This is a genomic window from Rhodonellum psychrophilum GCM71 = DSM 17998 (assembly GCF_000381545.1).
GTDB lineage: Bacteria > Bacteroidota > Bacteroidia > Cytophagales > Cyclobacteriaceae > Rhodonellum > Rhodonellum psychrophilum.
In genome coordinates this window covers 436666-449800 of the sequence record NZ_KB906674.1, presented here as the reverse complement: position 1 = coordinate 449800, position 13135 = coordinate 436666, and the positions used below count along the sequence as shown (strand labels likewise).

At 40.2% G+C, this 13135-nt stretch carries 13 protein-coding genes; 3 read left to right on the top strand and 10 right to left on the bottom strand.

All coding sequences use genetic code 11. The features are described from left to right. The first annotated feature begins 39 nt into the window (after positions 1–39). On the top strand, positions 40–360 hold the full coding sequence (gene trxA, locus F824_RS0105305) for a thioredoxin (RefSeq protein WP_019596828.1): 321 nt from the start codon (positions 40–42) through the stop codon (positions 358–360). Positions 361–439: 79 nt separating this feature from the next. Here trxA and F824_RS0105300 read toward each other — a convergent pair whose 3' ends face one another. Beyond that, positions 440–1627 (bottom strand): DUF4221 family protein, encoded by a 1188-nt coding sequence (locus tag F824_RS0105300; protein WP_019596827.1) that lies wholly within the window; start codon positions 1625–1627, stop codon positions 440–442. A 355-nt stretch (positions 1628–1982) separates the two neighbouring features. Here F824_RS0105300 and mnmH point away from each other — a divergent pair, with 355 nt between their 5' ends. Together mnmH and selD are read left to right on the top strand one after the other, a co-directional pair. Continuing rightward, entirely contained in the window at positions 1983–3047 is a 1065-nt protein-coding gene (gene mnmH, locus F824_RS0105290; protein WP_019596825.1) for a tRNA 2-selenouridine(34) synthase MnmH, read from the top strand. Beyond that, the gene (selD, locus tag F824_RS0105285; protein WP_019596824.1) at positions 3010–4050 is read left to right on the top strand and encodes a selenide, water dikinase SelD; all 1041 of its coding nucleotides are present in this window, start codon (positions 3010–3012) and stop codon (positions 4048–4050) included. The genes mnmH and selD overlap by 38 nt, the downstream gene beginning before the upstream one ends. Before the next feature lie 472 nt (positions 4051–4522). Here the strand turns inward: selD and F824_RS0105275 are convergent, their stop codons facing one another. The 9 genes from F824_RS0105275 to F824_RS0105235 all read right to left on the bottom strand — a co-directional run bounded on the left by F824_RS0105275 (position 4523) and on the right by F824_RS0105235 (position 13134). After that, positions 4523–5149: a 3-keto-disaccharide hydrolase gene (locus tag F824_RS0105275; RefSeq protein WP_019596822.1), complete on the bottom strand. Its 627-nt coding sequence runs from the start codon at positions 5147–5149 to the stop codon at positions 4523–4525. A 100-nt stretch (positions 5150–5249) separates the two neighbouring features. Next, positions 5250–5813: a DUF502 domain-containing protein gene (locus F824_RS0105270; protein ID WP_019596821.1), complete on the bottom strand. Its 564-nt coding sequence runs from the start codon at positions 5811–5813 to the stop codon at positions 5250–5252. A gap of 295 nt (positions 5814–6108) precedes the next feature. Continuing rightward, positions 6109–7200 (bottom strand): 6-bladed beta-propeller, encoded by a 1092-nt coding sequence (locus tag F824_RS0105265; RefSeq protein ID WP_019596820.1) that lies wholly within the window; start codon positions 7198–7200, stop codon positions 6109–6111. Positions 7201–7417: 217 nt separating this feature from the next. Next, positions 7418–8029, bottom strand: a complete 612-nt coding sequence (nqrE, locus tag F824_RS0105260) for an NADH:ubiquinone reductase (Na(+)-transporting) subunit E (RefSeq protein WP_026333515.1) — start codon at positions 8027–8029, stop codon at positions 7418–7420. 14 nt (positions 8030–8043) lie between these two features. Continuing rightward, positions 8044–8727: an NADH:ubiquinone reductase (Na(+)-transporting) subunit D gene (locus F824_RS0105255; protein WP_019596818.1), complete on the bottom strand. Its 684-nt coding sequence runs from the start codon at positions 8725–8727 to the stop codon at positions 8044–8046. A 25-nt stretch (positions 8728–8752) separates the two neighbouring features. After that, positions 8753–9529 carry an NADH:ubiquinone reductase (Na(+)-transporting) subunit C gene (nqrC, locus tag F824_RS0105250; RefSeq protein WP_026333514.1) on the bottom strand — a complete coding sequence of 259 codons (777 nt, stop codon included), beginning with the start codon at positions 9527–9529 and terminating at the stop codon, positions 8753–8755. Further along, positions 9516–10730: an NADH:ubiquinone reductase (Na(+)-transporting) subunit B gene (locus F824_RS0105245; protein WP_019596816.1), complete on the bottom strand. Its 1215-nt coding sequence runs from the start codon at positions 10728–10730 to the stop codon at positions 9516–9518. Before F824_RS0105245 ends, nqrC begins: the two co-directional genes overlap by 14 nt. 4 nt (positions 10731–10734) lie before the next feature. Beyond that, positions 10735–12099, bottom strand: coding sequence for a Na(+)-translocating NADH-quinone reductase subunit A (locus F824_RS0105240; protein ID WP_019596815.1), 1365 nt, complete (start codon positions 12097–12099; stop codon positions 10735–10737). A 132-nt stretch (positions 12100–12231) separates the two neighbouring features. Continuing rightward, positions 12232–13134 (bottom strand): 4-hydroxy-3-methylbut-2-enyl diphosphate reductase, encoded by a 903-nt coding sequence (locus tag F824_RS0105235; RefSeq protein ID WP_031326956.1) that lies wholly within the window; start codon positions 13132–13134, stop codon positions 12232–12234. Between the last annotated feature and the right edge of the window lies 1 nt (position 13135).

Here is a 13135-nt window from a genome sequence, read left to right as displayed (position 1 = left end):
TATATTTGAAAATTAAGAAATATCAATAAATACAATACAATGGCAAAAGCAATAGAAATTACTGACGCAAATTTTGAGGAAATCATGAATTCTGACCAACCAATTTTGGTCGATTTTTGGGCAGAATGGTGTGGCCCGTGTAAAATGATCGGACCCTTGGTGGAAGAATTGGCCGGAGATTATGAGGGCAAAGCCATCATCGGAAAAGTGGATGTAGACGCCAATCCTGGCGTTGCACAGCAATTCGGCATCAGAAGCATCCCCACCCTCTTGTTCTTCAAAGGTGGCGAAATCGTTGACAAACAAGTTGGTGCAGTTCCAAAAGCAGTTTTAGCTAAAAAATTGGACGCTCAATTATAAGAATAAGCTTTGAGCATAGACCCCGAAAACTAGTTTTCGGGGTCTATTTTTTTCAGGTTTACTTTTCTATCCTCACACTTCACGGATTGGTGTTTTCCATTTCAAATTTATAAACATGGAATACCAATTTTCCCTCATCTACATCTTGGTTCAAATAATGTGAAAAAGGGAGGTGCAACCCACTTTTTGTTACAAACATAGATAAAGCATTGTAGGTTTTTGAAGGCAACTCCATTTCCTGGAGGATATTGAAATTCTCATCAAATACAGTCAGGAAGATCGGCTTCTCAAAAACAGAATTGATATCATCTTCATCGATTTGAAATGAAACTCCCCCTGAATGGATACGGTAAAAAAGTTTCCTGAATGGATCGTGTACCACGTTATAGAAGTAAGTATTTTCAATCTGATGAATGATTCTCTTTTGGATATCATGATAGTCATCAGGAGCCATATATTCAATTGAATTTTTCGAATTTAGACTTTCCCCACCAAAAACCTCTTTTTCTTTTGTGGTTAGATTATAAGTATAAATGGAGGGATCTGCAGGAAATGAATATATGATTCGGTTATCAACAAATATGACATTTGGCTCCATGTATTCACCTAGGATTTTATCCGTCTCAAGGTAAATTTTGGGGAATTGGATAGGTATAGTATCCATGTCCGAATTCCTTAAATCAATAAATGAAACAAAGGGTTCTTTGAAGTAGGCGTGATTGTTCGGTAAATGACTAAAGGAATAACTGTTCAGGTACATTTTATTTTTCTCCTGATTTAAGAAAATTTTAAATGTAATTGGATTGGCTTTATATCCGTAATTACCCATCGGGTCCTCCAATTTGAAGACACTGAGTACTTTTCCTGAGGTATCAAGAAGCGTTAGCTTGGAATCTTTTCCCAAATAATAGATTGAATCTAAACTTTGGATAAAAAAATCCCAAGGATCGTCCATCCCATTTGGACCATCCTTTTCCAATATCGTTGAAAACGAATATTTTAAACCCTCTAAACTGAAGAAATCCAATTTATGTAGGCCCGAATTGTAACCGACAAAATAGGTTTCGGAACCATCAAAAAACCTGGAGGAGTACGGATAATCAAAATTTAATTCTTTATTTAATTTGATAGTCAATGTATCAATCCCAAAACTGATCTTTTTATCGGAATACAAGGTTTTTGCGGATTCCGATTCATTTCTTGTTGTACATCCCATCAGGAGAAGAAAAAAAAGAGAGGCTGTCAAAAAAATACACTGATTGTCCATAAGATCTTTAATGCAATAAAAACATTACGCTTGATTTGGGTAGCATGATTCATTTTTTAAAAAAGGAATTTTCTAAGAGCTTTTAAAGCTAATTTATTCCCGAAATACCATCGCCCTAGATTACTAGGTTTTTCTTCCTGACAGGTGTTTAAAGGCTTTTCAAATACTCGAGAAACAACGGATGACAATTATTCATTCACAAATTCCACAATTGGCCTCAAGCTGAAGGTAAAGGAAATTTTTCGACAAATAAACTTCAAAACAAAAATCCTTGCCCAAGGTTCTAAATCTTCTATATGCTTTGACATAATTCTCATCCTCAATTATTCATTTTATTTTTAGTAGCTTTCAAAATATGTCGGAAAAATTAATAACCCTCTCTGAATTCTTGAAATTACGGGAAACACTTCCCATCCTAGATGCCCGTAGCGAGAGTGAATTTATCCAAAGTCATATCCCAGGAGCCCTAAACTTACCGATTTTAAATGATGGGGAGAGAGAAATTGTGGGTACACTTTATAAGCAAGAAGGGAATGAATCTGCAGTCCTCAAGGGCTTTGAACTGGTCGGACCAAGATTTCATCAAATCCAAAAGGAAGTCCTGCTGAATTATCCTGACAAAAAAATTCTCCTCTATTGTTGGCGGGGCGGGATGAGGAGTCAAATATTGTCTTGGCTACTGGGAATGGTCGGCTTTGAGGTGTTCAGATTAAAAGGAGGTTACAAAACCTACCGAACCTTTACCTATGAAAGAGTCCGAAAACCCTATAATTTCATTGTCCTAGGTGGAAAAACCGGGACAGGTAAAACCGTTTTGCTCAAAGCACTGGAGGACAAAGGTGAACAAGTGGTCGATCTGGAAGGTTTAGCCCACCATAGAGGTTCCTCCTTCGGGGGAATTGGCCAAGAAAAGCAACCCAGTGTAGAACAATTTGAAAATCTCCTTGCCGAAAGGTTGATTCAATTGGATCAAATACATCCGATTTGGATTGAAAACGAAAGTAGGAATATCGGGAAGGTGACACTTCCAGATGGGATATTCCAACAAATCCTGACCGCTCCGATCATCAAAATTTCCAAAACCGAAGCGGAGCGGATCACACATATCGAAGAAGAATATGCTTCCCTGCCCAAGGAGGAATTAAAAAGTGCCATCCTCAGGCTGAGCAATAAGCTGGGAGGACTTAGAACCACAGAAGCCCTAGAAGATCTGGAAATGGGGAGACACCGATCCTGGATCGAAAACATGTTGGTCTATTACGACAAAACTTATGGTTTTGACCTGAACAAACCCATTCGTCAACACGAACTTTCTTTGGATCTATCCCAAATCCCATTATCAGAGGCTTGCCAAAATCTACTCAAAATAAAAAATGATATCAATGCAAAAAGTGGAAATCAAACTGACACAGTGGAGTGAAGGATCGGGTTGTGGCTGTAAAATCGCTCCGGCCGTTTTGGACCAAATTCTGGGAAGCAGTCAAACCATACAGAAACCCGATCAAAATCTTTTGGTCGGCAATGACAAAAAAGACGATGCCGCAGTTTACCTGATCTCGGAAAACCAAGCGGTCATCAATACGGTTGATTTTTTCACGCCGATCGTGGATGATCCTTATGATTTTGGAAGGATTGCGGCGGCCAATGCCCTGTCGGACATTTATGCAATGGGAGGCAAGCCTCTCTTCGCAAATGCAATACTGAGCTGGCCTGTGGAGAAGCTCGCGCCAGAGCTAGCCGCTAAGGTCTTGGAGGGCGCCAAAGCCATTTGTGGCCAAGCGGGTGTCATCATCGCTGGAGGGCATAGCATTGCAGCAAAAGACCCGATTTTCGGCTTATCCGTCACTGGCTCCATCGATCCCGTGAACCTGAAGACCAATAACGGGGCAAAAGCAGGAGATCTGATCTATATCACCAAACCCATCGGCATCGGCGTATTGGCCACGGCTTTGAAAAGGGAGAAGATCAACGTAGACGATTACCAAAAACTGATTCAATATACCTGTGTGCTGAACAGCATCGGCGAGAAAATTGGCCCTGTATCCTTTGTCCATGCGATGACAGATGTTACAGGCTTTGGTTTGGTCGGTCATTTGATCGAAATGTGTGAAGGTTCTGGGCTTTCTGCAAAAATTGTATTAAAAGATATCCCTTTGATTGATGGCGTTCAGGCCTATATTGACCAGTTTATTTTCCCAGACAATACCTACAGAAACTGGAATGCCTTCAGCGCCAAAACAGAAGGTGTGAACGGAATGGAGCTTGTCATCCTTTGCGATCCACAAACCAGTGGTGGATTGATGCTGGCAGTTGATCCCAGCGAAAAAGAAGTGTTCGAGAAATGGATGGTAGATGAAGGTTCCCAGTCCTTCTTGATCGGAGCTTTTATGGAAAAGGGGGAATCAGTGGTCAAACTTTCCTAAAAGCCACAAATGGTGGGTTCAAATGGGTTCTAAAAAAAATAGAGTAAATAAAAATTTGAAGCGCATCTTAGTGCGGGACAAGTATCTTACTCTTCAATTCAACCCTAATGAAACTTTCAATTTAAATCGATAGCTATGATTTTGGTCAACGACTTCAACATAACCGGACACAATATTCTGCTTTGGCAAGCCATCAATCTTGGCCTCATTTTAATAGTGCTTTTTGGAATTTGGAAAATTTATAGGGCAATCACTAAAACAAAGAATTGATTTTCCGGTCACTCTAAATTTTGCCTCAAGGATCAATGGCTGATCTTTCATGAGGTAAACTCAGGTAAAAAAATGAAATTTCTTGAAAAATCCCTTAAAAGGCACCTTCAATTGAGTGTCTTTTAAGGGATTTTTAATTGGTGTTTTTAAGATAATCCTGACCTGATCCAAAAAACCAAAAGATTATTAAAACATAAATTCCTTAAGGCAATAATTTTACCTGAATGTTTTTGTAATAAATGACGCTTTTCGGATCATGTGCCTGAAGCGCGATGGTTCCGCTGCTCAGCTTTTGAGTTCCGATTTTGGCAGGATCTCTTTCCTTGTCCTCAGATTCGACATATTCCATCACAACTTTGTCATTGATCTTCACCGTGATTTTGTCGCCCTTGACGATGATGTGCTGGGTGTACCATTCGTTGTCTTTGACGAACACTTCCTTTACATCATTCACGGAATATAGACTTCCTGTTTTCCTCCAGTCGCTATGCGTTTGGTTTACCTGAATTTCATAGCCTACGGACGGCCAACCCTCTTCCTGGAATTGAGTATGAATGAATATACCTGAATTTGCACCAGGTTTTGTCTTCACCTCAGCCTTGAATTCAAAGTTCTTGAAATCATGGTTGCCAATCGGACCATCGTAGAAGAGGTGGGCACGCTTGCCATCCACCTTGAGTACACCCTCTTCAATCGAAAAAGAAGCTGGATTTTCGGAAATTTTCCAGCCATCGAGACTTTTCCCGTCAAAAAGAGAAATCCAATCCCCTTGTGCGGTGGCGTGAAAGGTTAAAAAGCAAAGGGTGAGAATCAAGAGTAATTTGTTCATGGTGTTTATAGGTTTTTTTGGGGTACAAAATTGAGTTGTTTGAATTTCAAGTTCGGGACAAAATAATTGAATTCATAAAATTCGGGATTTTTATACCCGTTTAGCTCAATTTATTAATATGCGAAACCCCGCCTGAAACAATGAACTTCATGATGTCCGCACTTTTTACATTGTTCAGGACCCTCACGTTTTTTTGAGGAACCAGATAGAGATTGCCACTGAAGTTGTAACTGTGGGGAAAATAAATGGCGACCAACTCCTCTTCTTCAAGCACCAGGAGATTGTCTTGGGTAATGAATCCCAACCGGGACATCCCCTCGGAAAGTTTTACGATCACGGGGATGTTGAATTTTTTCTTATCGCCCACAAAAGCCGACATCAGGTCTTTGATACTCGTATAAAGGATATTGATCAGTGGAATTTTAAAAACCCACCGTTCGAAAATATCAAACAATGGCTTGGTGATAAAAAGCCCCGCCAGATAGCCAACAAAGGTAATAAACATGAGCATGATCAGAATCCCCAATCCAGGCACGGGAATGGGTAAAATCCCATCCAAAAAATTAATAATCAATACAATGACATAAATAGTCAAAGCCAAGGGGACCACAAAGAGCAATCCGCGAAAGAAGTAGGTGATAAATCTTTTGGAAGTAAATGACATAACAGGGAAGACTGGATGATTGGAGCCCTTAAATTACAAAAGGATGTTCGAAATAAATGAAAAAAATTAAATTGACTGCCAAGGATACTCTAGAAAAATAAACCAAATTAAAAATTGAATAGTAAATCCATAGGAGAATCATCCAAAAAGATCACAGGTAGTATTGCTTTTCAATTACCTGATTATAAGTCTTGGGATGAAAAAAAAGGAAAAGGCTAAACAAAGGCTAGGAACAAAACCTGGGAGATCATTGAAAATTCAAAGATCCCCCGGGTTACATTCAAACAGGAAAATGTTAATTCAAGGAAAAAATCAATATTGTCGGATTACGATCCTTATCTGGATTATCCACCAAACTCTTCTCTGAATATTCCTCCGGGTTTAAAAAAGCATAAACCCTGTTTTCATCAACATGGAATAGATTTTTCGCACTCAACTCCTCCGATTCAATGCCATAATTTTTGTTTTCCTTTTGGTTAAAGGCAGAGAGCCGACGCTCGCCATTGTCGCCAGACCAAAGAAAAAATACCCATTCCCGATTCTCAAATACTCTTCCCCAATGAAAAAATGGCGAAGTAGTCATTATTTTTTGCCTCGCCTCCATCACGTCTGCATTTCTGATATCATCGGTTATTTTCCTATTCCCAAAATCAAAAACAAACTTGGGTTGATAGCCTTTTTCGGTAACCTGATATACGGTGTCATTCATGGATTTGGCAAATAGCACACCCAAGCTCCCTCTTGTAAATTCTTGGTCTACGGCCATATAATCCGTATTCCCAAAATCAAATACACCCGCGTTTAAAATTTCCTTTTTATGAATGTCTGCAATGATTCCCAAATCATGTTTTCCTTCTCCAAATTCCCTTCCATCCAAATGAAATGCATATTGATCTCCCCCAACATGAGAAAATCGCATGGCCTGAAACTCTCCATAACGGCTCTCATTTATAAATTCACCATTACTCGATTGAAAGAATAAAACCTTACGCTGATTTACATCCAGAATGGCAATCGCATCTTTTTCTATATCCAATTCAAAATCAAATGGCAAAATATATTTCCCCAAACCATCTCCTTGTGATTCTATTCTGAAAATAAATTGACCCTCCTTGCCAAACTTGGTGATCGATTTGGTTATTGTTTTATCTAGCACATAGTAGCCACTATCATCCACTAAAATCTTATCAACCATGCCTACGATACAATCCTCACAAAATTCAAGCGGCACAGTTGATTCAAGACTGAGGGTCCCCTCAGGCAAAATATCATTTTCATTATTGACCTGAATGGTTTTCAAATCAAGGTCAGAATACGGACCTTGATTTGACTGATTACAACTGAGCAGAACCAAGAAACCAAACAAGATCAGATTTAAATGTTTCATTGCAGTGGAAGGTTAAGTTATAGATTTAAAAAAATAATGAAAATTGATACTGACATACATTCTTTCATAAAAAGATATATTAAGTTAAACATACACAATTATATATGTTGTCATCAAAATTTATTCGCTTCATTATTAGACAATCTTTCACCTAAATAGAAAAAGCCCTTGGGAAATCAATCCCAAGGGCTTTTTTAAAACCATTTAAGAGGTAATCTTACAAATCAATTCCCATAAAGGACATGAATGCAATCCCCATCAAGCCTGTCAAGAGCATGGTGATACCAAGTCCCTTTAGTCCATTGGGCACGTTTGAATATTTCAGTTTTTCCCTGATCGCTGCCAATGCTACCATCGCCAACAAGAAGCCTGTTCCAGATCCAAATCCATACACTACGGACTCAGCCAAGGTATAGTCTCTTTGTGCCATGAAAAGTGATCCACCCAAAATCGCACAGTTAACGGCGATCAAAGGAAGGAAAATACCCAATGCTCCGTAAAGAGCAGGAGCAAATTTTTCCACTACCATCTCCACCAACTGTACCATCGCTGCAATGATCGCAATAAACATGATAAACCTTAAAAAGGTAAGGTCAATTGTGGCAAAAGTCTCTCCCAAAAATGACAAAGCACCTTCTTTCAATACAAATTCATTTAACAACCAATTGACAGGTACGGTGACGGTCAGTACAAAGACAACCGCAGCGCCCAATCCTATTGCTGTACTTACTTTTTTGGATACGGCCAAAAAGGAACACATCCCAAGAAAGTAAGCGAAAACCATGTTATCGATAAATATCGATCTTATTCCCAAGCTAATTAATTCCATGTCTCAGTGCTTTATTAATGTTCTACATATCCAGTTTTGGTACGTTGTACCCAAATGATCAATCCCAGAATGATGAAGGCACCTACAGGTGAAACCATCAGGCCATTGGTGGCCAAGCTGAAATCTTCTCCGAAAAGGTTAGAAATCGGCTCATATATCGCCACACCGAATACCGACCCTGATCCCAATAGCTCCCTAAAGAATGCTACTGCAAGGATGATCCAAGAATAACCCAATGCACTACCGAAACCATCCAAGACAGAATCGTATGGTTTGTTCCCCAAAGCAAACGCTTCAAGACGACCCATTACTATACAATTGGTAATGATCAACCCAACGAATACGGACAATTCCTTGTACATGTCATAAGCAAAAGCTTTCAACACTTCGTTTACAAGCGTCACAAGGGTGGCAACTACAGCCAATTGAACAATGATCCTTACCCTTCCAGGAATGGTATTTCTCAAAAGGGATATCGTTAAATTGGACATGACGATTACAAAAATAACCGAAATGGCCATCACCAAGGTTGGCTGCATCTGCGTGGTCACTGCCAAAGCCGAACAAATACCCAATACCTGGATGGTAATTGGATTGCTGTCGATCAAAGGATCGGTGATTAATTTTTTTCTTCTTTTGGACAAAAGCTCCTCAGCAGGCTTTTTCACTGTTGTCACTTGTGCTGTTTCTGTACTCATTATTTTTGGCTTGAAACGTTCAAATTCAATTTAATACCGCTACTTCTGAAGCACTACCGGATTTTTGCTTTTCTAGAAAAGGCTTGTAATGTCCGATGTAGTTTTTCAACATGTTGTTGACGCCATTTGCGGTGATCGTGGCTCCAGACAATCCATCCACTTTATGCTTGTCTCCGGAGTAGTCCTTTCCTTCACCTTTTTGCATGACCACAGATTGTAGATTTCCTTCTTCGTCAAAAATTTCCTTCCCCTGGTATCTTTCCTGAACATTGGAGGCGGTAATTCTTGCTCCCAATCCGGGAGTTTCTCCTTTGTGGGAGAATGTTACCCCTTCAATGGTATTCAGATTGGTCTGAAGTGCAACGTAGCCCCAAATTTCGTCCCAAAGCCCTGCACCATATACTGGCAAGATGTAGTTTTCTATGTCTTCAGGGTTTCCCTCAGCATGATAGATAAAGATCGGATATTGCCTTTTTTCAGGAGCCAATTTGTAATTTTTGCTTACGTTGACCTTTTCAGCGACGATTGGATTTCCATCGGCACCTTTCTCTACTTCATTGCCTTGGATATCGACAACCATGGAGGAAATTCTGTTTTCATAATAGGCGAGAACTTCTTCTGGTTTCAGGACTGATAATTCCTTTGGATCCATAACGGCACCTAAGATTTGCTTCTTATTGTCCAAATCTTCGGCTTTCTTCTGAAGAGGTCCCAAGACCTGAGAAGTTCCCGATAGCAATAATCCCAATACTACTGTGAGTATTATTGAGAATGTGATGATATAAGCGTTAGACTGTTGCACGTTGTAACCTCCTTTTCTTGTTTGCTTTCACTACATAAAAATCAATCAGTGGGGCAAAGACGTTCATCAACAGAACGGCAAGCATGATTCCCTCTGGATACGCTGGATTGGTAACCCTGATGATCACGGTAAGCACACCGATCAGCAATCCATAAATCCATTTTCCTGTCTCGGTTTGAGAGGCGGAAACTGGATCAGTTGCCATAAAGACAACACCGAAAGCCAAGCCACCCATTACCAAATGGTACTCTGGACCCATGGCCATGTATTCGTTTACGGCAAATGCATTCATGATGAGACCCATCAAATATGCACCTGCAAAACCACTTACTATGATTTTCCAACTTGCCACTCCTGTACCTATCAAAATCGCAGCACCGATCAAAGCCATCAATGTTGATGTCTCGCCGATAGATCCTGGGATCCAACCCACAAACAAATTGACAAAACTAAACAACCCGTCTCCAAGAACGCTGTTGTGTGAAGCCAAAGCTGTGCTGACCTGTTCTCCGTCAACTCCTGCATTGTAGGCAACGGCTAGGGCCGTGGCTCCTGAAAAACCGTCTACAGGTGCTTTGTCACCTAGGTAGGTCCAAACTTGATCTCCTGATATTTGGGCAGGATAAGCAAAATAAAGAAAAGCCCTTGCCGTCATCGCGACGTTTAGGATATTCATTCCTGTACCTCCAAAAACTTCCTTTGCAATCACCACCGCAAAAATGGTGGCCAATGCTACCTGCCATAAAGGCAAAGATGCGGGAACCACCAAAGGAATCAGCATTCCCGTTACCAGGAAGCCTTCATTGATGGGGTGTTTTCTGATCACTGCAAAAGCTGCCTCTACCAATCCACCTGCAGCATAAGCCACGATAACGATTGGAAGCACTAATTGAAGACCCAAAAGCATTTTCGGACCGAAGTCTTCCCACAACCCGGCGGTTTCCCCAACGGCTAGAAAGTGCTGGTGACCTGTATTGTACATGCCAAAAAGAAGACAAGGAATCATGGCCACTACTACGGTGATCATCATTCTCTTTAAATCTATCGCATCCTTTACTTGTGCGCCTTTGATACCATTGGTGTGATTTGGTGAAAACATAAAAGTCTCCCCAGCTTCAAACAAATAGTAAAGGTTTTCCAATTTCCCTCCTTTATGAAAAAGGGGTTTCTGTTTGTCTAACAGTTCTCTTAGAAACTTCATATGATTAACTATATTGAATTAAATCTATTCCTTTTCTTAGGATTTCCTGAACCGGGTGTTTGGAAACATCCACGAATTCACATAAGGCCAAATCCTCCTCAACCAACTCATAAATCCCCAATTCTTCCATTTCGTCATAATCCTCAGCCAAAATTGCCTTGAGAAGATAAACTGGAAGGATGTCCATCGGGGTAACGCTTTCAAAAACTCCTGTTTGAACAAAAGCTCTTTCCTCACCTCTGACATTACTGTCCAATACAAATTCTTTGTTTGGAGTCAGGAACGACAAAAGGCCCAAGGCCCTATGGTAGCTGAGTTTGCTGGCAGTTGGTTTCATCCAACCCAAAAACTCATAATAGTCCCCTTCAGGAATAAGTGTGATTTGGTTATGGTAATATCCCAAATAACCATCCTTGTTGATTTTTTCTCCCGTCAAGACATTTCCGGAAATAACTCGGGTATGTTCTTTCACGAGGTTGCCAGCGACAAATTTATCGACACAAGCTCCCAAATACGTTTTTGTATATGCTGTGATTTTGGCTTCAGAACCCGTAATTGCGATTATTTTAGAAGCATCATAGATCCCCTCCAAGAATAATTTACCGACTTGAACAACACCAAAAGGACTGATTGTCCAAGCGATTTCGCCTTTGCTGACAGGATTGAGATGGTGGATTTGAACGCCAACATTCCCCGCTGGGTGCGGTCCCGAGAAACTATTGATCTGGGCACCTTGGATTTTGGAAAAAACAGAAGAACCTTCGCTGTCGGCATTGACATTTAAATGAACAATTCCAGTGGTCAGTTTTTTCAAAACATCGATTCCAGCTTGAAAAAATCTTTCCATCCCTTTCAAGGTAAAGGAAAGATCGGGAGCCAATGGATGGGTATCGAATCCAGAAACAAATATGGCTTTTGGAGAATCACTTGGATTGGCAACAATACCAAAGGGTCTTTGGATAAATTGAGGCCAAACTCCACCTTTTGTCAATTGTGCCAGTGCATCTTGTTTGGAAAGCGATTTGAGCTCCTGCTCTGAATATTTTTGGAAAGATTCAAAGCTGATTTCCTTATCGGCCAAAATCTTGATCTCCAACAATTTTCTTTTTTCACCTCTCTTGATCTCAACGATTTCACCGGATACTGGCGATACATAAAGCACTTGGTCCATCGCCTTGTCGAACAAAAGCGGTGCGCCGGCCTTTACAATATCTCCTTCATTGACAACGACTTTGGGTCTTTGCATCCCAATAAAGTCGGTGGGCTTAATCGCGAAAGTTTGAACAGGCAGGAAATCAACGATCTTCTTTTCTGCTTTTCCTACAAGCTTGATATCAAATCCCTTCTTGAGCTTAACTAGTTTTGACATATTAATTTTTGAACTGAATGGTCCTTTGAAAACGCCTCAAATCTAATAAAATACATTAGTTATTAGAAGATAATTCTGGTAATATTTGTTGCCCTCTTGTTTTATGACCCAATATTTTGGACAGAAGACTGTTTATCCTTTTGTCAAAACCAAATCTTCATGCAGTGAATTGAGGAAGCGCTGCACTTGTTCCATCAACCACATCGGAGTGGATGTTGCCCCGCAAATGCCGACCTTATCCTCAAATTTAAACCAAGTGGCATCTATTTCTGTTTCATTTTCCACAAAATAACTCCTTTCATTTTCGGTTTTGCAAACCTGATAAAGGGCCTTTCCATTTGAACTTTTCTTTCCGGAAACGAAAATGATGACATCGTTCTCTTTGGAAAAATTCAAAAGTTGCGGTTCTCTATTGGATACTTGCCTGCAAATGGAATCATTTGCATTGAAATCCATTTCCTTGAATTCGCCATTTGCTTCCTTTATTTTGGCTTCTATTTTCTCCTTCAATTCATAGAAACCTTTAGTACTCTTGGTGGTCTGACTAAAAAGAGTGACTGGTTTGGTGTAATCGATTTTTTCCAAATCCTTTTCCTCCATCACCACGATGGCCTTTTCCAAGGTCTGGCCTGTCAAGCCTATTACCTCAGCATGTCCTTTTTTGCCATAAATGACAATTTGACCCTGCTCCCTTTCCATTTTATCAAAGGCATATTTTACCCTGTTTTGAAGTTTCAAAACGACAGGACAGGAGGCATCAATCAATTCAATGTCATTCTCCAATGCAGTTCTGTAGGTTTCAGGCGGTTCCCCATGGGCCCTGATCAACACCTTGCAATTTCTGAGTTGCTGAAGTTGTTCCCTATCGATCACCACCAATCCTTTTTCATTGAGCCTTTTGACTTCCATGTCATTGTGGACAATGTCACCCAAACAATAAAGTTTGTCAGACATTTCCATTTCATCCTCAGCCATTTTTATGGCGAATTCCACCCCAAAACAATATCCTGAATTTTTATCAATGGTTACTTCCATA

Excerpts from the sequence above, each read along its gene's own strand:
- F824_RS0105270 (WP_019596821.1), bottom strand. The coding sequence starts at position 5,813 with ATGTCATTTACTTCCAAAAGATTTATCACCTACTTCTTTCGCGGATTG.
- F824_RS0105300 (WP_019596827.1), bottom strand. The coding sequence starts at position 1,627 with ATGGACAATCAGTGTATTTTTTTGACAGCCTCTCTTTTTTTTCTTCTC.
- nqrE (WP_026333515.1), bottom strand. The coding sequence starts at position 8,029 with ATGGAATTAATTAGCTTGGGAATAAGATCGATATTTATCGATAACATG.
- mnmH (WP_019596825.1), top strand. The coding sequence starts at position 1,983 with ATGTCGGAAAAATTAATAACCCTCTCTGAATTCTTGAAATTACGGGAA.
- F824_RS0105265 (WP_019596820.1), bottom strand. The coding sequence starts at position 7,200 with ATGAAACATTTAAATCTGATCTTGTTTGGTTTCTTGGTTCTGCTCAGT.
- F824_RS0105240 (WP_019596815.1), bottom strand. The coding sequence starts at position 12,099 with ATGTCAAAACTAGTTAAGCTCAAGAAGGGATTTGATATCAAGCTTGTA.
- trxA (WP_019596828.1), top strand. The coding sequence starts at position 40 with ATGGCAAAAGCAATAGAAATTACTGACGCAAATTTTGAGGAAATCATG.
- selD (WP_019596824.1), top strand. The coding sequence starts at position 3,010 with ATGCAAAAAGTGGAAATCAAACTGACACAGTGGAGTGAAGGATCGGGT.
- F824_RS0105275 (WP_019596822.1), bottom strand. The coding sequence starts at position 5,149 with ATGAACAAATTACTCTTGATTCTCACCCTTTGCTTTTTAACCTTTCAC.
- F824_RS0105235 (WP_031326956.1), bottom strand. The coding sequence starts at position 13,134 with ATGGAAGTAACCATTGATAAAAATTCAGGATATTGTTTTGGGGTGGAA.
- F824_RS0105255 (WP_019596818.1), bottom strand. The coding sequence starts at position 8,727 with ATGAGTACAGAAACAGCACAAGTGACAACAGTGAAAAAGCCTGCTGAG.
- F824_RS0105245 (WP_019596816.1), bottom strand. The coding sequence starts at position 10,730 with ATGAAGTTTCTAAGAGAACTGTTAGACAAACAGAAACCCCTTTTTCAT.